Origin of the sequence: Paenibacillus cisolokensis (assembly GCF_018403665.1) — a bacterium.
Classification (GTDB): Bacteria; Bacillota; Bacilli; order Paenibacillales; family Paenibacillaceae; genus Paenibacillus_AH; species Paenibacillus_AH cisolokensis.
The window spans coordinates 15634-32176 of record NZ_BOVJ01000033.1 but is presented as its reverse complement, the minus strand read 5'-3'; the positions used below and the strand labels follow the sequence as shown (position 1 = coordinate 32176).

Genomic DNA, 16543 nt, shown 5'->3' with positions numbered 1-16543 from the left:
GAAACGGCCAAGGTGCGGGCAGCGGAAGCGGGCAGGGCGGTCTTGCGGGCGGAACCGGCGCGGGAGGCCGCGGCCTGGTGACGACGCCGCGCTCGATGCAAGGTTCCGGCAATGTGCAGCAGGACGGCGGTCCCGCTTCGGGCGGCAGCGTGCAGACGGGCGGCCAATCGCCGACCGTCGACGGCATGACCCGGCCGTACGAGGAAGTGTACGCGGAATATGCCGCGGAGGCGAAACAGGCGCTTACCCGCACGCCGCTGCCGGGTACGATGCAGCAGCGGGTGCAGGATTATTTTGATGAAATACAACCGGGCCGGCAGGCGAACAGGGGGAGCACAGATGATTGAATCCAAAGCGCAAGTGGAACAGGCGGCCGAGAAGATCGCCTCGTTGAAAGCGGAGATCGGCCGCGTTATAGTCGGACAGCGGGCAGTCGTGGAGCAGCTTCTCTGGTGTTTGCTCGCCGGCGGCCATGCGCTGCTGGAAGGCATCCCCGGTCTCGGAAAGACAATGCTCGTGCGAACGGTCGCCGATACGGTCGACCTGAAGTTTACCCGCATCCAGTTTACGCCCGATCTGATGCCGGCCGATATTACGGGCACGACGCTCGCGGAATTCGGCCGTCAAGGGGAAACGAGCTACCGCTTCCAGCCGGGGCCGGTATTCGGCAATCTCGTGCTGGCGGATGAAATTAATCGGGCCACGCCGAAAACGCAGAGCGCGCTGCTGGAAGCGATGCAGGAAAAAACCGTTACCGCCGGAGGAACAACTTACCCGCTGCCCCGTCCGTTCTTTGTGCTGGCGACGCAAAATCCGCTCGAGCAGGAAGGCACGTATCCGCTGCCCGAGGCGCAGCTCGACCGCTTTTTGCTCAAAATCGATGTCTCGTATCCGACGCGCGAGGAGCTTAAGGAGATCGTCGTGCGGACGACTTCTCCCGTCCAGCCGCGGGCCGAGCGGATTATGGATGCGGATGCGCTGACGGAGCTGCAGTCGCTCGCCAAAGACATTCTGGTTTCGGACGAAATGGCGGAAGCGGCGGTCGATCTGGTCATGGCGACGCATCCGGACGAAGCGGACGCGCCGGAGCAGGTGAAGCGCTACGTTCGTTACGGCGCCGGACCGCGGGCCGTTCAGGCGATCGTTTCCGTCGCCAAAGTGCGGGCTCTTGCCGCCGGCCGGCTTCACGTTTCGTGGCAGGATATCCGCGAAGCGGCGCTGCCTGCGCTTCGTCACCGGATCGTGCCGGGCTACGAGGCGCAGGCGATGGGCATGAAAAGCGACGAATTGGCCCTTGCGGCGCTGGAAGCGGCGGAGGCGCGGCGATGAGCGGCGGCGAGCGGGAGACGGGACTTGAACGGCTGTTTCCCGATATGTCCGTGCTGTATCGGCTGGAGCGGATGAGCCTTCCGGCCAAAGGCCGGTTTCGCGGGACGATGCAGGGCAAGCGGCGTTCGCGGGCGCTCGGCAGCTCGCTGGAATTTGCCGATTACCGTCCCTATGCGCCCGGCGATGACATTCGCCGGATCGACTGGAACGTATACGGCCGGACGGGACGCGCTTTCGTCCGCCAATATTGGGATGAGCAGGAGCTTTCCGTCTGCCTGTACATCGACGTCTCGACATCGATGCGCTTCGGCGAAGAGAGCGGACGCAAGCTGGATTATGCGCTCAGGCTGGCGGCATGCGTCGGCTATGCGGCGCTGGCGGGAGACGATCGTGCGGCGGTGCGGCTGTTCGCCGACGGCATCGTGCGCGAGCTGCCGATGTGCCGGGGAAGAGGAGCGGCGCATCGGCTGTTCCGTTTTTGGACGGGGCGCTCAGGGGCGATTTCGAAGGAGAGGCGGGAGCGGCCGGCGGTTCCGATCTGTATGCGGCGTTCCGGCATCCTTCGGCGCTGCCCGGCCGGTCCGGCCAGACATGGCTGTTTACCGACGGCCTGCACGAGAGCGGGCTGGAAGACACGATCCGGGCGCTGCTGGCCGCAGGTCAGGACGTTGTTTACGTGCAGCTGCTCTCCCCGGCCGAGATCGATCCGCAGCTGACCGGAGAACTGCGGCTTATCGACAGCGAGACGGGAACAGGCAAGGAAGTGGCGATCGGCGGAAGCGTCGTCGCTTCGTATCGCCAGGCGGTCCGGCAGCACTGCGAGACGATTCGCCGATACTGCGAGGAGCGCGGTGTCGCGTACCTGTTCGTCGATACGGGGCGCCCGATTGCCGATACGGTGCTTCGGTCGTTCCGGGAGGCAGGGCTGCTGCGCGGCTAGCGCATGCATGGACGACAAGTCGGTTCGCAGACCGGGAAAGGAGGGAGGAGGATGCAATTTCAATCCGTCGCATCGCTATGGTTCGCGCTGGCGCTGCCGGCTATCGCGCTCATGTACATGCTGAAGCGGACGTATGACGATACGATTGTGCCGAGCCATCTGCTCTGGCGCAAAGCGCTGCGGGAGCAGGAAGCGAACCGGCCGTGGCAAAAACTGCGGAGCCGCCTCCTCATGCTGCTTCAGCTGCTGGCCGCCGCTCTGCTCGTTTTCGCGCTGACCGACCCGGTTCTCTTGAAGGGGGGAACGGCTGCCGGACACGCGGTCATCGTCATCGACCGCTCGGCCAGCATGAGCGCGCTGGCTCCCCAAGACGCCGCGGCGGACGAAGGGAGCGGAACCGCTTCCGCTGCCGGAGGCCGTACGATGCTGCAGGCGGCGGCCGAGTTGGCCGGGCAGTGGCTGGATGACCAGCCCGCCGGCCGCGAAGTGACGCTGATCGGAACAGGTCCGCAGCCGGAAGTGCTCGCAGCCCGTACCGCCGATCGAAGCGCTCTGCGCGATGCGCTCAGCCGGCTTGAACCGGTCTACGGCGTGACCGACGATGCCGCCGCGCTGTCGCTGGCGGATTCGCTGGCGCGGGAGGAGGAAGAAGGCGAGATCGTACTGTTCAGCGACGGGAGATGGCTGGATGAGTCATCTCAGGACTTGGCGCTGCACGCGCCGTTCAGCTTGTTCGATGTCGGGACGGAAAAAGGCTCCGCTCCGCCGGCCTGGAACAATGTGTCGATCGCCCATTTCGGGATCAAACCGGAGCCCGAAGGGAAAGCGGGCAATCGCGGACTGGTCACGATTCGCAACGAAAGCGGCGCTCCCCGCAACGTAACGCTTGAAGTGTTCGCGGAAGGAAAGGAGGGCACGGTCGCCCGCGCACAGACGACCGTGCCGCCTGGAGAATGGAAAAGCGTAACGCTGGGTTCGCTGCCTGACGCGGCGTACTACAAAGCGGTCTTGCGTTCGGCTCGGGACGTCTACGCGGCGGACGATACCGCCTACCAGTTCCCGCCCGCTTCGCAGACGCATAATGTTCTGCTCGTGACCGGCGGCAATCTGTTCCTCGACAAGGCGCTGCAGCTTGCGGGGGCGCGCACGATCAAGGCGAACGCGTCGTCGTTCGAGCCGGATGCGGAAACGGTGAAAGCGGTGGATTGGGTCGTGCTCGACGGCGTGTCCGACGAAGACATTCGGTCGGCGGCATGGCGGCAGCTCTTGGACGCGAAGCCGGTATGGCGCATCGTCGATGCGGATGCGCCGCCGGAAGGCACGGTGGCGAGGACGCCTTCCGGCGGCGAGGTGAAGCTGAAGCCGCATGAGGTGACGCGGTATACGACGTTCGAAGAGACGCATATCGGCCGGATCGTTACGGGAGACGGCGCCCGCGGCTGGGGCGAGCCGATCGTGACCTATGGCGGCCTGCCCGCCATCTATGCGGACATCCGGGACGGTCGGCCGATGCTGACGTTTTCGTTCAGCTTGAGCGACACCGATCTACCGCTTCGCCCGGAATTTCCGATTCTGGTTATGCAGGCGGCGGAATGGATGGGCGGCGGAGATCGGCGGCAGCTCGGCGTTGCCGTGGCAGGGGGGACGATTGAAGTGCCGCTTTCGCCGGACGCCGACGATGCGCGTTTTGTTCCGGTCGAAACGGCAGTTGCAGAGGACGAAGCGGAGGAACGGGCAGCGGACCGGACGGAAGGACGTCTTTCCGGCACGCAGACCGTCCCGGCCGTACCGGGGCTGTACCGTTTTGTGGAGACGGATATGGACGGGCGGGAGCTGTCCGGCCGCTTTTTGGCGATAACGGCCGATCCGAGGGAAAGCCTGGCCGGTTCGTCCTTGCGGGTAAGCCGCGCAGCGGAAGGACGGGCCGAAGGATCGTCCGCTGCGCCGGACGGCAATGCCGCGGAGGCGGGCCCCGCCGCTAAGCCGGCATTCGCACAGGGCGCTTCGCTTGCACCGTGGGCGGCATTGGCGCTGCTATTGCTCCTTGCAGCGGAATGGGAGGTGTACCGCCGTGGGCGTTCAGGTTGATCAGCCGTTGGCGCTGCTTTTGCTGCCGGTTTGGGCGGCGTTCATCTGGTGGACGGCGCGCTCGACGGTCAGGCTGACGGGCGGCCGCAAGGCGGCTGCTATCGGGATGCGGGCATTCATCCTCCTGTTGCTGATTGCGGTCGCAGCGGGCGTTCAGCCGTATGTAACGCAGAAGCGGCTCAACATCGTCTTCGTTGCCGACCGTTCGGCCAGTCTCGACGCCGACGCATTCGCCGGAGCTTGGATTGCCAAGGCGATTGCCGCCAAGGGAGAACGTGATGAGGCGGGCGTCGTCGGCGCGGGGCTTGATGCCGCCGTGGAGCGGACGTTGTCGCCGGACGGGCTCCTGGACGAGGGGCGTTTTTCGTTCCGGGCGCAAATCGACGGCCGGTTTACCGATCTTTCCCGTGCGCTGCAGATGGCGTCGGGCATGCTGCCGGAGGAAGGCGGCCGCATCGTGCTTTTGTCGGACGGGGAGGAGAATGCGGGCGATCTGATGCGCCAGGCGCGGCTGCTGAAGGATCGGGGCATTGCGGTCGATGTGCTGCCGGCAGCGCCGAAGCAGCGGACCGACGCTGCGCTGGAAGAGATGAAGGTGCCGAAGTCGCTGCGCCAGGGCGAGTCGTTTACGATCGAATTGCAAGTGGCGAGCACCTTCGCCGGCCCGGCGGAGCTTCGGATTTATGCCGACGACACGGAGCTTGCCCGCAGTGAAGTCGAGCTGGAGCAAGGCGCGAACCGGTTTGTTATCCGGACGATGGCGAAGGAACCGGGCTTTCACCGGTTCCGCGCGGAGCTGTATGCGGCGGACGACGAGCAGCCGGCCAACAACGCCGCCTATGCGTTCAGCCGGGTGAGCGGACCTCCGGCGGTGCTGATCGTGGAAGGGGAAGAAGGCTCGTCGGCCAACCTCGTTTCGGCGCTGTCCGGTTCGCTCATTGCCAGCGACGTCATCCCGCCCGAACGGCTGCCGCTCGAATTGGCCGATTACGCCAAATATGACAGCATCGTGTTGAATAATGTTCCCGCCACGCGCATCGGGGAGAAGCCGATGCAGTGGATCGCCCGGGCTGTTGGCGATTTCGGCGTCGGTCTCGTCAAGGTCGGTGGGCAGGACAGCTACGGGTTGGGCGGATATTTCAAAACGCCGATCGAGGAGGCGCTGCCGGTTTATATGGATCTGCAGGGCAAGCGGCAAATTCCTTCTCTCGGTCTTGTACTTATCATCGACAGATCGGGCAGTATGAGCGACGGGAAGCTGGAGCTGGCCAAGGAGGCGGCGATGCGTACGGTCGAGCTGCTGCGCGATCAGGACACGGTCGGCGTTCTCGCCTTCGATCATACGCCGTGGTGGGTCGTGGAGCCGACCAGGCTGACGGATCGGGACGACGTGCTGTCGCGCATCCAGGGCATTCAGCCTGATGGCGGCACCGAAATCTATACGGCGCTTGCGGAAGGTTACGGCAAGCTGCGGCAGGTGGACGCGCAGCGGAAGCATATTATTTTGCTGACGGACGGACAGTCTTCCACGGCGCCGGATTACGGCGCGCTGACGAAGCGGATCGCAGATGCGAACATGACGCTGTCCACAGTGGCGGTCGGCGACGGCGCCGATACGCAGCTGCTGGAGTCGCTGGCCAATCAGGGGAAAGGCCGCTACTATTTTACGAATGACCAAAGCACGCTGCCCGCCATTTTCAGCAGGGAGACGGCGATGATGTCCCGAACGTACATCGTCGAGTGGACGTTTACGCCGGCGGTCGGGCAGGCGGGGGATTGGGCGCCGCTGTTCAGTTCGGGGCTGCCGGCTGTCGACGCTTATATCGCAACGACGGCGAAAGAGACGGCGGAAGTCGCCCTGCTGACGCCGGAAGGCGATCCGCTGCTGGCGCGATGGCAGTACGGCTCGGGGAGGTCGGTCGCCTGGACGAGCGATCTGACGGGCCAATGGTCGAGCGGCTGGATCGGTTGGTCCGGGTTTCCGGAAACGTTCGTTCAATGGGTCAAATGGACATTTCCGCAGTTTACAGCTCTCCGTACGAAGTATCGGTGCAGGCGGAAGGCGGGAAAGCCCGTCTCGCTATCGTCGCCGAAGGGCAGACGGAGAGCGGCGGCGGCACGCTCGATGCGACGGTGTCGGGCGAAGCGGGAACGGAAATGTCGCTGCGCCTTGTGGCCACGGCTCCGGGCGAATACGAGGCCGTCCTTCCGCATGCGGAGCCTGGCGCTTACCTCGTCCGCATCGGCTCGGAGGAAGGCGGAACGACGACCGGCTTCGTCGTTCCGTATTCGCCGGAGTACCGGATCGCCGGAGGCGACGGCGCGGCGAAGCTGGAGCGGGTGGCGGAGCTGACGGGCGGACGGGTGCTCGACCCGGAGCGTCCCGAGGAAGCTTTTCAAGCGGAGCCGGCGGTTACCCGGCTCACGACAGACATCAGGCGCGCGCTGCTGATCGCCGCGCTGCTGCTGTGGCTGTGCGACATCGCGCTGCGCCGCGTGTCGCTGCCTTGGCGCCGACTGGCGGCCGCGCTCGCCGGCCTTGCGCCGGGCAGGCGCTCGGCGGCCGGGCAGAAGCCGGCAGCCGGCGGAAGCGCCGCCGCGGCGATGACGCGGCTGGCGCGGCGCAAACGGGACGCGGGCGAGTTTTATGCGCCCGCGTCCGGGAAGCCGCCCGGCGGCGCGCGCGCTGCGGCGGGGGGACTGCGGCGGAGAAGGCGACGCCGCAGGCCGCTGCCGCTCCGCCGGCGGATACGGTGCCGCCGCCGCACGATACGGCGGCGGGCAGCCCGCCAGCGGCGGCGCGGGCTGCCGCACCGGCGGTGCCGGGGAACTCCCCCGGCTCCCGTCCGGAGTCGGCTCGCTCCGCGCCGCCGGATGCGCCGCCCCGCGATGACGGGGCGGAAGCCGACGCCGGCAGCACGATGAGCCGGCTGCTCGCCGCGAAGAAACGGTCGCAGCGCTGATCGCGCTGCGGCCGTTTCGGCTTGTGCGGTTCGAATGGCCGCATTGTGCCGGGTTCCGCCGAAACCGCGAAGCGGAAAGCGCGGCTCGTTGTCGGCTCGATCAATGATCGCCGCCACGCAGCGCCGCGATGCGCACCGGACATGCAGGCCGGGCTTCGAACGCCAAGGGCCCCGAGGCCGGAGCTCGCTTGCCGGCCAGACCTCGCAGGCTGGCTTCGCACGGCGTCGGTACGCCGTTGTTGCCGGTCCGATGCCGGATCGCCCGCGGCGGCTGGACATGGCAGCCGCGCTAACGGTACAATGACGTTGTGAACCGGGGGACGTATTCAGCCTGAAAACCCTGAAACGGAAACATTTGCGAAATGGATGCAATGTGCAAGGAGGCGGCTACGGTGGACTTTTTTCCCAGCTGGTCGAGGAACGAATTGCCGAAGCAAGGCGAAAAGGCGAGTTCGACAACCTGCAAGGCGCGGGCAAACCGCTCGAATTGGAAGACCTGTCCCATATTCCGGAAGAGCTTCGGGTCGGCTACAAGCTGCTCAAAAATTCCGGTTACGTTCCGGAAGAGGTGCAGCTGGCCAAAGAGCTGATCGCGCTGCAGGATCTGATCGCCATGTGCGAGCAAGACGACGAACGCCGGAAACTGAGCAAGCAGCTGAGCGAAAAGCGTCTCCGGCTTCGCCTGCTCGGGGAGCAGAGAGGCTGGGGAAGCCTAGCGGCGTTCGGACAATATGAAAAACAAATTCGAGAGCGACTGGAAGGAGCGGATCAGACATGATCCCGAAATGGACGACCGACGAATTGCAGCGCAAGCTGGAGCAAGGGGAGAAAATCAACCTGATCGACGTGCGCGAGCAGGAGGAATGGGAAGAAGGCCATATTGCGGAAGCCCGACATATTCCGCTGTCCCAGCTGGCCGAACGCTACGAGGAATGCAAATCGGGCGAAGAGCCGATCGTTCTCATCTGCCGGAGCGGCAACCGCAGCGGCAAAGCTTGCGACTTTTGCATGAGCTGGGTTATCCTGTCGTCAATGTGGAGGGCGGCATGTTGGCCTGGCAAGGTCCTGTAACGAGAGGGGCAAATTAACGTTTAACGGATATGTCTGGCTGTGATGCCGGACATATCTTTTTTTGCATCTGATAGTGCAAACCCCGGGGTCTGGACAGCTTCGGCCCGATGCGTGTAACGAAGCGGACAATTCCGCTCAATTCCGCATTTGCATGGAGACTGAGGAATGTCGCGGTTGCCTGTGAAAAAGTATTTCGAGTTCATTTTAGTTGCACGTTGTGCAATGAAATGGCCGAAAAAGAAGCTACAGCGGCGGTTGGTTGCACAAAGTGCAATTATTTCGGCCGGAACGTCCGAAAGAGGGGCACAAATTCGATTTTAGCTGCACGATGTGCAATGAAATGGCTGAAAAAGAAGCTACAGCGGCGGTTGGTTGCACAAAGTGCAATTACTTCGGCCGGAACGTCCGAAAGGTGGGCACAAATTCGATTTTAGTTGCACGTTGTGCAATGAAATGGCTGAAAAAGAAGCTACAGCGGCGGTTGGTTGCACAAAGTGCAATTATTTTGGCCGGAACATCCGAAAGGTGGGCACAAATTCGATTTTAGTTGCACGTTGTGCAATGAAATGGCTGAAAAAGAAGCTACAGCGGCGGTTAGTTGCACAAAGTGCATTTAAATCAGCCTGAACACCCGAAAGGATGGTTAAAATTCGAGCGAAGGAGGAATGGATTTCGGGAAGAGAAAACGAGCGAGGTGGCAAAACGATAGTGAGGTGGCAAAACGATAACGAGGCTACAAAACGACAACGAGGCTACAAAAGCTACAAAACGACAACGAGGCTACAAAAGCTACAAAACGATAACGAGGCTACAAAAGTTACAAAACAAGAGCGAGACTGCAGAACGTTAACGGGACCGCGGCCATAATAGAATAACTTCGGAGCTTCAGCCTCTCTTGCCTCCGGCATGCGAACGGCTTATCCGCCATATATATGAGCGTAGAACGGTTATGACGCGGTCAGGAAGGCGGGGAGAAATTGAACGACGAAGCATACCGGAAACTATCGTACGGATCGATCGGGCCGGAAAGGATGAGCGAATCGCTCGATTTGCGCATACAGGGGATGAGCTGCACCGCTTGCGCCGCCCGCATCGAGAAGGCGGTCGGCAGGCTGCCGGGCGTATACCGGGTTTCGGTCAGCTATGCCGCCCGGACGGCGTGGATCAGTTATGCTCCGGACACGGCCACAGCGGAACGGATCGTCGACCGGATACGGGAGCTCGGTTTCGAAGCCGCCCCGCCGGATCAGGACGATCCGGAGCGGGAAACGGCCGCGCTGCGGCTTCGATTCGCCGTATCGGCCGCGCTTACGCTTCCGTTGATGTGGGCGATGGCCCATCATTATTCGTTTTGCAGGACATGCCGGTGCCGGCGCTGTTCATGAATGGGTGGTTTCAGCTAGGGGCGGCTGCGATCGTACAGTTCGTTGTCGGATTGCCGTTTTATTTCGGCGCGTACAACGCCATTCGGGAGAAAGTGTTCAATATGGATGTGCTGGTGGCGGTCGGCACGTCGGCCGCTTTTCTGCACAGCCATTACACGCTGTTTCGCGGCGCCGCAAGCGGCGGAGCGGAGCAGCCGCTCTACTTCGAGACGTCGGCTGTCGTCATTACGGCCGTGCTGCTCGGCAAGCTGCTGGAGTCTTCGGCCGCGGTCCGCGCGCTGCGCGAGGCGGGGGGAAGCGGCGGAACGGCGGCATCGCAAGCGACGGTCATTCGCGCCGGACAAGAGCTCCGCCTTCCCGCCGATCAAGTGCGGCCGGGAGACGATGTGCTGGTCCGGGAAGGAGAGCCGCTTCCCGTCGACGGTATCGTGACGCAAGGCGAAGCGAGCGTCGTCGAGGCGATGCTGACCGGCGAAAGCTTGCCCGTGGACAAAGCGCCGGGCGACCCCGTATGGGCCGGTACGACGCTCGCTTCCGGTCAGCTGCGCATCCGCGCGCGGGCGGCTGGCGGAGCGACGATGGTCAGCCGGATTTATGCGCTCGTCCGCCAGGCGCAATCCTCGAAGACGACGATTCAGCGCAAGGTCGACCAATTGGCCGGCTGGTTCGTGCCGCTCATGATGATGTTGGCGACGGCGACGTTCGCCGCATGGTATGTCTGGCTCGCGCCCGGCGACGGCGAACGGGCGATGATGAGCGCGCTGGCCGTACTGCTGGCCGCTTGTCCGTGCGCGCTCGGCCTGGCGACGCCGATTTCTCTTGTGATCGCTTCCGGCAAGCTGGCCCGGCAGGGCGTCGTCGTGAAGGAAGCGGGCGCGCTGGAGCGGCTGGCGCTACTGGACGCCATCGTCGTCGACAAAACGGGAACGGTCACCGAGGGCAAGCCCCGCTTGACCGGCATGCTGGCTGTTCAAGGCTCCCGTTCCGCGCTGCTCCGCAATGCGGCGGCGGCGGAAGCGGACTCCGCGCACCCTCTTGCCAGGGCGATTCGCGAGGCGGCAGCCGCCGCCGGCCTCGTACCGCCCAAGCCCGCGGGCGCGAGCTTCCTGCCGGGGCGGGGTGTAGAGGCGGCGGTGGACGGCCGGCGGTTCGCCGTCGGCAATGCCGCCATGGCCGACGAGCAGGGATGGGCGAAAGACGAGCGCATTGCCGCCTTTGCGGCCGAGAGGGAGCGGAGCGGCGAGACGGTGCTGTATGCGGCCGAGAACGGGATAGCGGTCGGAGCGCTCGCCTTTGCCGATCCGGTCAGGCCGTCATCCCGCGGCGCGGTGCGCCGGCTGCGGCGATCGGGACTTGCGGTCGTGCTCGCCACCGGCGACCGCGAAGCTCCTGCACTGGCGGCGGCCCGGGAAGCGGGCATCGCGGATGTCCGCCATTCGATGCTGCCCGCTCAGAAGCTGCGGCTGATCGAGCAACTGCGGGCGGAAGGCCGGCGCGTCGGCATGGCCGGCGACGGCTGGAACGATGCGCCGGCGCTGGCGGCCGCCGATGTCGGATTCGCGATGGGCGACGGCACGGATGCGGCGATGGGGGCCGGACATATCGCGCTGCTGCGGTCGCAGCTTACCGGCATCGGCGACGCGCTGGCGATCAGCCGGCTGACGATGCGCAACATCCGCCAAAATCTGGCGTTCGCTTTCGCGTACAACGCGGTTATCATCCCGTTTGCCGCTTGCGGCATGCTCAAGCCTTGGATGGCCGGCACCGCCATGGCGCTGAGCTCGGTATCCGTCGTCGGCAACGCGCTCCGGCTCGGTCCCCGGCTTGCACGACTGGCCGGGAAGGAACGCCCGTGAACGCGGCGCAATGGGGGAGCGTCATGCTGACCGGCCTGTTCAGCGCGCCGCATTGCATCGGCATGTGCGGCGGCATCGTTTCGTCGGTCGCGCTCCAGTCCTCGGCGTCGGCGCGCCGCGTGCTGCTGCTGTATAACGGCGGCCGTGTTTTCTCGTATACGCTCCTCGGCGCCGCAATGGGCGCGGCGGGATCTTTTCTGGATCTGGCGGGCCGGCTTGCCGGCGTTCAGGGCGCCGCGTCGATCGTCGGCGGCTGCTTCGTTCTGCTGTGGCTGTGGCGAAAATTTCAGCTGCCGCTGCTGCGGCGGGTTTCGGGCTTTTTGTCGCGGCGGCTTCGCCCAGGCGGGAAAACACGGCGGTCGGCGGCTGAAGACGCGCATCTGCTGGCCACCGGGTTCGCCTTCGGTTTTCTGCCCTGCGGGCTGACGTATGCGATGCAGATGAACGCGGCCGCTTCGGGGGTATGGTGGCAAGGAGCGCTGGTGATGGGGCTGTTCGGCCTGTCGACGTTCCCCGCGCTTGCCGCGGCGGGGTGGCTGGCTTCATACGCCGGCAAGCGCTGGCGACGGATGATGCGGTACGGGGCGACGGCAGCCGCCGTCATCGTCGGCACACTGTCCATCATGCGCGGGCTGGCGGCGAACGGCGTCGTGCCGACCTTGACGCCGTGGCTGTGGTAGCGAAAAGCCGGGACGATTCCCGGCTCCGCCATCAGCGCAAGGAAGCGCGCCGTAAAAAAGACGCGCTTCTCGCCGACGGCCCATATCCGTGCGTGTTTGTCGAGCTGCGCGAGACAACGCGTCCAGACAACACGGCCAAGCAACGCGACCAGCAACGCAGCCAGACAGCGTTAAGCAAACCAGGCAGCGTTAAGCAACGCAGCCAGGCAGCACGACCAGGCAATGCGGCCAAGAGCAACGCGCTCGCTTCTTCGTTACCGGACGGCTGCGAACTGCCGGTTCACGTCGAACGAGCGGTCTGCCGCGTCAACCGTCAGACTCGCTTCCCAAGTCCCCGGCATCAGCGCATAGCCGGTTCCTTCATAGACGCCGGGAGCCGTTTCCTTCAACCGGAATGAAACGGTTCCGCAGCCCATATGCCGCATATCCAGTTCGGCGGAAACGTCGGCCGAGCGAATCGGCCGCCCGTCCGCATCGGCTAGCTTGACGGTAAAGCGGCTTTCTTGAAGCGCCTTTGCCGGATACGGGCCGATCGTCCATTCCGCCTGCCAGCCGTCGCCGATATGCGTCGTCGCCGCCGGGACCGGTTCGTCTCCGGCGCCGGCGTAACAGACCGCTCCGATCAGCAGCGCCGTCCCGGCGAGTATGCCCGCCGCCCACCGACAATAGCGGGATTTGCGTCTGTCCAAACCCATACGAGATTGCCCTCCTGTTCGCCGATGAACCGGACAAAATACGCCCAATCCGGCCGTTACCAGTTACGTATGCCGGCTTCGGCGCGGATATTCCCGCAGAGCGCATAGCCGGTGAAAAGAGGATAGACATTCCGCATGCGTCGTGATATAGTTACTACTGCGTTTAATGCAAAAATTGCATATATGGAGAAACAGGTGCCGGAAAGGCCGGAAAGGGCGAACGCGATTCCCCGCTCCGGACGTTTCCAGGCTTAATAGGGAAGACCGGTGCAAATCCGGCACGGACCCGCCACTGTAAGAAGCGCCGCCCCGCTAGCGGATGCGGCAATCGCATTCAATTTTCGCGCCACTGGATCGGCCGATCCGGGAAGGCTGTGAATGCGGTCAAGCTTCGAGTCAGGAGACCTGCCTGTTTTATCGACGCTGAAACCTACGTGGATTTAGGGAGGTGTTGGAAATCGGAGCGGCTTGCCGTTTGCGCGATGCGGCAGCTCGGACGCCGTGGGCGCTGAAAGCCGGACAGAAAGCATTTCTGACACATGTTGTCGGGAATGCTTTTATTTTAGCCGGAGCTATCGGCAGCAATCCCCGCAAGATGGTTTGCGGTCGTGAATCACGGTCATTATTTTCAAGCATCGGACATTAATTTGGGTATCGGAGTGAAGGAAGCATGCTGAAAACAGGTAACACATCGTTTGCCCGCTGGCTTACGCTGCTGGCCGTCGCCGCAATGCTCGTTTTGGGCGCTTGCGGCCAGACCGGCAAAACGCGCCGGAGGTTGCGGGCACGGAGCAGAACGAGACGCAAAGCGAGACGCAGAACGCCGGGGAATCGACGAACGGACAAGCCGGAGAGGGACAGGAGGCGCCGGCTGAAGAGGAAGAAAGCGCCCAGGCGACCGTTTATCCGCTCACGGTGACGGACGGTACCGGAACAGAGCTGACGTTTGAGCAAGCGCCGGAGAAAATCGTAACACTCGCACCGAGCGAAACGGAAATTTTGTACGCGATCGGCGCCGGGGACCGGGTCGTCGGGGTGGACGAGTTCAGCAATTATCCGGAAGAAGCGCTGGACAAGCCGAAGATCGGCGACATGACGACGAATATCGAAGCGGTTGCGGCGCTGAATCCGGATCTGGTCGTCGCTTCCTCGGGGATGAACGGTCAGGCGATCGAGCAGCTCCGCAAGCTTGACTTGAAGGTTTACGCGACCGATCCGAAAACGTATGATGAAGTCATCGCGAAAATCGAACAAATCGGCGAAATCGTGGACGCCCAGGAGCAGGCCGGCGAGGTTGCCGCGCACATGCGCGAAGTGAAGGAGCAAGTGGCCGAAGCGGTAAAAGATGCGCCGCGTCCGAAGGTCTATCTGGAATTTTCGCCGGGCTGGTCGGTCGGCAAGGGCGAGTTTCTGGACGAGCTGCTGACGATTGCCGGCGGCGTCAACGTGGCGGGCGATCAGCCGGGCTGGTTCGAAATTACGCCCGAAAGCGTCGTGCAGCAGAATCCGGAAATTATTATCTATCCCGATTTGAATGTTGAGCCGAACCCGATACTGGAAGGCATCGAGAGCCGCCCCGGCTGGGATGCGATCGACGCCGTCAAGCATGATCGGCTTTATGAAGTCCCGCAAGATCCGCTCGTGCGGGTCGGGCCGAGACTGGCCGACGGATTGCTGGAGCTGGCGAAGGCGATTCATCCCGACCTGTTCTCGTAAACAACATGAAACGCAAATTGCTGGTATACGGAGGAGTCGGCGTACTCCTCCTTGCCGTTTCCGTCGTCGTCAGCCTGTCCATCGGCTCGGCAGGCATTTCGCTGCGCGATGTATGGAGCATTTTGCTGTACCGGTTCACCGGTCTTGAGTTCGGGGGCGGAACGTGGTCGGAAGGCGAAATGGCGATCGTGACGGAAATCCGGCTCTCCCGGGTGCTGCTGGCGATTCTCGTCGGCGCCTGTCTGGCCCTTGCCGGGGCGGGCTTTCAAGGCGTTCTCCGCAACCCGCTGGCCGATCCGTATACGCTCGGCGTCGCGTCCGGAAGCTCGGTAGGCGCGGCGTTTCTCATTCTGCTCGGTCTGCAGACGGCATTCGGAATCTGGACGATTCCGGCTGTCGCTTTTACGACGGGAACGCTGACGCTCGCCGCCGTGTTCTGGCTCGCGCGTACGAAAGGAGCGATGGCGGTCGAAACGCTCATTTTGTCGGGCGTCGTCCTGCAGGCGTTTTTCGGGGCGTTCGTGTCGTTCATGGTATCGCTGTCGCAGGATACTGTCAATCAGATTTTGTTCTGGATTATGGGCAGTCTGGCGATGCGCAGTTGGGAGTATGTCTATCTGCTCGTGCCGTTTCTCGCCGTCTGCCTGCCGGTTCTCATTTTGTACGGCCAGCCGCTTAATCTGTTCGTTCTCGGCGAACGCCACGCGGCGCATTTGGGCGTGCGGGTCGAGCGGACGAAGCTGGTCGTATTGCTGACGTCCACGCTGCTGACGGCCGCCGCCGTGTCCGTCTCCGGCGTCGTCGGCTTCGTCGGCCTTGTCGTTCCCCACTTGCTGCGGCTTCTCGTCGGGCCGGATTACCGGGTGCTCATTCCGCTGTCCGCCATCGGCGGCGGCATCTTCGTCCTGTGGGCCGATACGCTTGCGCGCACGGCGCTCAGCCCGCGCGAAATTCAGCTCGGCGTCGTCACGGCGCTGATCGGCGCGCCGTTCTTCGCTTACCTGCTCTACCGACGCAAAATGCTGCAGGGGGGAGCTTCATGATCGAAGCGCGAAACGTCAGTTACCGGCTGCAAGGCGTCCAGGTGCTGAAGGAGCTCAGCTTCTCGCTCGCGGGCGGCGGGCTGCACGGCATCATCGGTCCGAACGGCGCCGGCAAGTCGACGCTGCTCAGGCTCATTTCCGCCGTTGAGACGCCGGATGAGGGAGAACTGCTGCTGGACGGCAGAAGATCCGACCGCTACTCGCGCAAGGAAGCGGCGCGCTGGATCGCAATGCTGCAGCAGGGCGGCCTGCCCCCGGCCGGGTTTACGGTACGGGAAATCGTCGCGATGGGACGCTATCCGTTTCAAAACTGGCTGGGAGAGGAGAAGGAGGACCCGTCCGCGCTTATCGACGAGGCGCTCGAGACGATGGGCCTTCTCGGCCTGCAAAACCGGCGGATGGATCAGCTGAGCGGAGGCGAGCGCCAGCGGGTGGCGCTGGCCAAGGCGATGGTGCAGCAGCCGCGCCTGCTGCTGCTCGACGAGCCGACCACTTATCTCGATATCGGCTACCAGGTGCAACTGCTCGACACCGTGCGCAGATGGCAGCGCAGCCGGGGGCTGACGGCGGTCGCGGCGCTGCACGATCTGAATTTGGCCGCGCTTTATTGCGACGATTTGCTCGTTTTGCACGAAGGGAAGGTTGTCGCGTTCGGAACGCCGTCCGAAGTGTTGACGGCCGATATGCTGAAGCGGGTATACGGCACGGAAGCAGCCATTATCACCCATCCCGGGACCGGGGCGCCGCAGGTGCTGCTGCAGACGATGAAAGGATGAT

General features: G+C 63.7%; 15 protein-coding genes and 1 riboswitch. Of the genes, 14 read left to right on the top strand and 1 reads right to left on the bottom strand.

Features of this window, described 5'->3' with window-relative positions; genetic code table 11:
- From PACILC2_RS04795 to PACILC2_RS04745, 11 genes are all read left to right on the top strand, one after another.
- The coding region (locus tag PACILC2_RS04795) for a DUF8809 domain-containing protein (protein ID WP_504739376.1) at nucleotides 1–347 on the top strand (347 nt) is incomplete at its 5' end.
- Complete coding sequence (locus PACILC2_RS04790) at nucleotides 340–1329, top strand: AAA family ATPase (RefSeq protein WP_213527809.1); 990 nt, start codon at nucleotides 340–342, stop codon at nucleotides 1327–1329. The genes PACILC2_RS04795 and PACILC2_RS04790, both read left to right, overlap by 8 nt.
- Nucleotides 1326–2045 carry a DUF58 domain-containing protein gene (locus PACILC2_RS29835; RefSeq protein ID WP_213527807.1) on the top strand — a complete coding sequence of 240 codons (720 nt, stop codon included), beginning with the start codon at nucleotides 1326–1328 and terminating at the stop codon, nucleotides 2043–2045. The genes PACILC2_RS04790 and PACILC2_RS29835 overlap by 4 nt, the downstream gene beginning before the upstream one ends.
- Nucleotides 2006–2269: a hypothetical protein gene (locus PACILC2_RS29830; protein WP_213527805.1), complete on the top strand. Its 264-nt coding sequence runs from the start codon at nucleotides 2006–2008 to the stop codon at nucleotides 2267–2269. Before PACILC2_RS29835 ends, PACILC2_RS29830 begins: the two co-directional genes overlap by 40 nt.
- 51 nt (nucleotides 2270–2320) lie before the next feature.
- Nucleotides 2321–4357: a vWA domain-containing protein gene (locus tag PACILC2_RS04775; RefSeq protein ID WP_213527803.1), complete on the top strand. Its 2037-nt coding sequence runs from the start codon at nucleotides 2321–2323 to the stop codon at nucleotides 4355–4357.
- Entirely contained in the window at nucleotides 4341–6710 is a 2370-nt protein-coding gene (locus tag PACILC2_RS04770; RefSeq protein ID WP_213527801.1) for a VWA domain-containing protein, read from the top strand. Before PACILC2_RS04775 ends, PACILC2_RS04770 begins: the two co-directional genes overlap by 17 nt.
- A 983-nt stretch (nucleotides 6711–7693) precedes the next feature.
- Nucleotides 7694–8098 carry a DnaJ family domain-containing protein gene (locus tag PACILC2_RS04765; RefSeq protein ID WP_213527799.1) on the top strand — a complete coding sequence of 135 codons (405 nt, stop codon included), beginning with the start codon at nucleotides 7694–7696 and terminating at the stop codon, nucleotides 8096–8098.
- A complete protein-coding gene (locus PACILC2_RS04760) occupies nucleotides 8095–8391 on the top strand; it encodes a rhodanese-like domain-containing protein (RefSeq protein ID WP_307860362.1) in 297 nt (98 codons plus the stop codon). The genes PACILC2_RS04765 and PACILC2_RS04760 overlap by 4 nt, the downstream gene beginning before the upstream one ends.
- Before the next feature lie 977 nt (nucleotides 8392–9368).
- Nucleotides 9369–9776 carry a cation transporter gene (locus PACILC2_RS04755; protein ID WP_213527797.1) on the top strand — a complete coding sequence of 136 codons (408 nt, stop codon included), beginning with the start codon at nucleotides 9369–9371 and terminating at the stop codon, nucleotides 9774–9776.
- Nucleotides 9758–11632 carry a heavy metal translocating P-type ATPase gene (locus PACILC2_RS04750; protein ID WP_213527795.1) on the top strand — a complete coding sequence of 625 codons (1875 nt, stop codon included), beginning with the start codon at nucleotides 9758–9760 and terminating at the stop codon, nucleotides 11630–11632. Before PACILC2_RS04755 ends, PACILC2_RS04750 begins: the two co-directional genes overlap by 19 nt.
- A complete protein-coding gene (locus PACILC2_RS04745) occupies nucleotides 11629–12312 on the top strand; it encodes a sulfite exporter TauE/SafE family protein (RefSeq protein WP_244863237.1) in 684 nt (227 codons plus the stop codon). Before PACILC2_RS04750 ends, PACILC2_RS04745 begins: the two co-directional genes overlap by 4 nt.
- Nucleotides 12313–12566: 254 nt before the next feature.
- On the opposite strand, the gene PACILC2_RS04740 is transcribed toward PACILC2_RS04745, so the two are convergent.
- Nucleotides 12567–13007, bottom strand: a complete 441-nt coding sequence (locus tag PACILC2_RS04740) for a FixH family protein (protein WP_213527793.1) — start codon at nucleotides 13005–13007, stop codon at nucleotides 12567–12569.
- Between the two features lie 197 nt (nucleotides 13008–13204).
- Nucleotides 13205–13434, top strand: a riboswitch (cobalamin riboswitch).
- Nucleotides 13435–13754: 320 nt separating this feature from the next.
- Between PACILC2_RS04740 and PACILC2_RS04735 the strand changes: the two genes are divergently transcribed.
- The 3 genes from PACILC2_RS04735 to PACILC2_RS04725 are packed head-to-tail and all read left to right on the top strand — an operon-like array spanning nucleotide 13755 to nucleotide 16542.
- Nucleotides 13755–14723: an ABC transporter substrate-binding protein gene (locus PACILC2_RS04735; RefSeq protein WP_213527791.1), complete on the top strand. Its 969-nt coding sequence runs from the start codon at nucleotides 13755–13757 to the stop codon at nucleotides 14721–14723.
- Between the two features lie 5 nt (nucleotides 14724–14728).
- Nucleotides 14729–15766: a FecCD family ABC transporter permease gene (locus PACILC2_RS04730; RefSeq protein WP_213527790.1), complete on the top strand. Its 1038-nt coding sequence runs from the start codon at nucleotides 14729–14731 to the stop codon at nucleotides 15764–15766.
- Nucleotides 15763–16542 (top strand): ABC transporter ATP-binding protein, encoded by a 780-nt coding sequence (locus PACILC2_RS04725; protein ID WP_213527788.1) that lies wholly within the window; start codon nucleotides 15763–15765, stop codon nucleotides 16540–16542. The genes PACILC2_RS04730 and PACILC2_RS04725 overlap by 4 nt, the downstream gene beginning before the upstream one ends.
- The last annotated feature ends 1 nt before the right edge of the window (nucleotide 16543 follow it).

Bases quoted from the DNA above. Each gene is read 5' to 3' on its own strand.
- PACILC2_RS29835 (WP_213527807.1), top strand. From the start codon at position 1,326: ATGAGCGGCGGCGAGCGGGAGACGGGACTTGAACGGCTGTTTCCCGAT.
- PACILC2_RS04740 (WP_213527793.1), bottom strand. From the start codon at position 13,007: ATGGGTTTGGACAGACGCAAATCCCGCTATTGTCGGTGGGCGGCGGGC.
- PACILC2_RS04760 (WP_307860362.1), top strand. From the start codon at position 8,095: ATGATCCCGAAATGGACGACCGACGAATTGCAGCGCAAGCTGGAGCAA.
- PACILC2_RS04790 (WP_213527809.1), top strand. From the start codon at position 340: ATGATTGAATCCAAAGCGCAAGTGGAACAGGCGGCCGAGAAGATCGCC.
- PACILC2_RS04725 (WP_213527788.1), top strand. From the start codon at position 15,763: ATGATCGAAGCGCGAAACGTCAGTTACCGGCTGCAAGGCGTCCAGGTG.
- PACILC2_RS04730 (WP_213527790.1), top strand. From the start codon at position 14,729: ATGAAACGCAAATTGCTGGTATACGGAGGAGTCGGCGTACTCCTCCTT.
- PACILC2_RS04775 (WP_213527803.1), top strand. From the start codon at position 2,321: ATGCAATTTCAATCCGTCGCATCGCTATGGTTCGCGCTGGCGCTGCCG.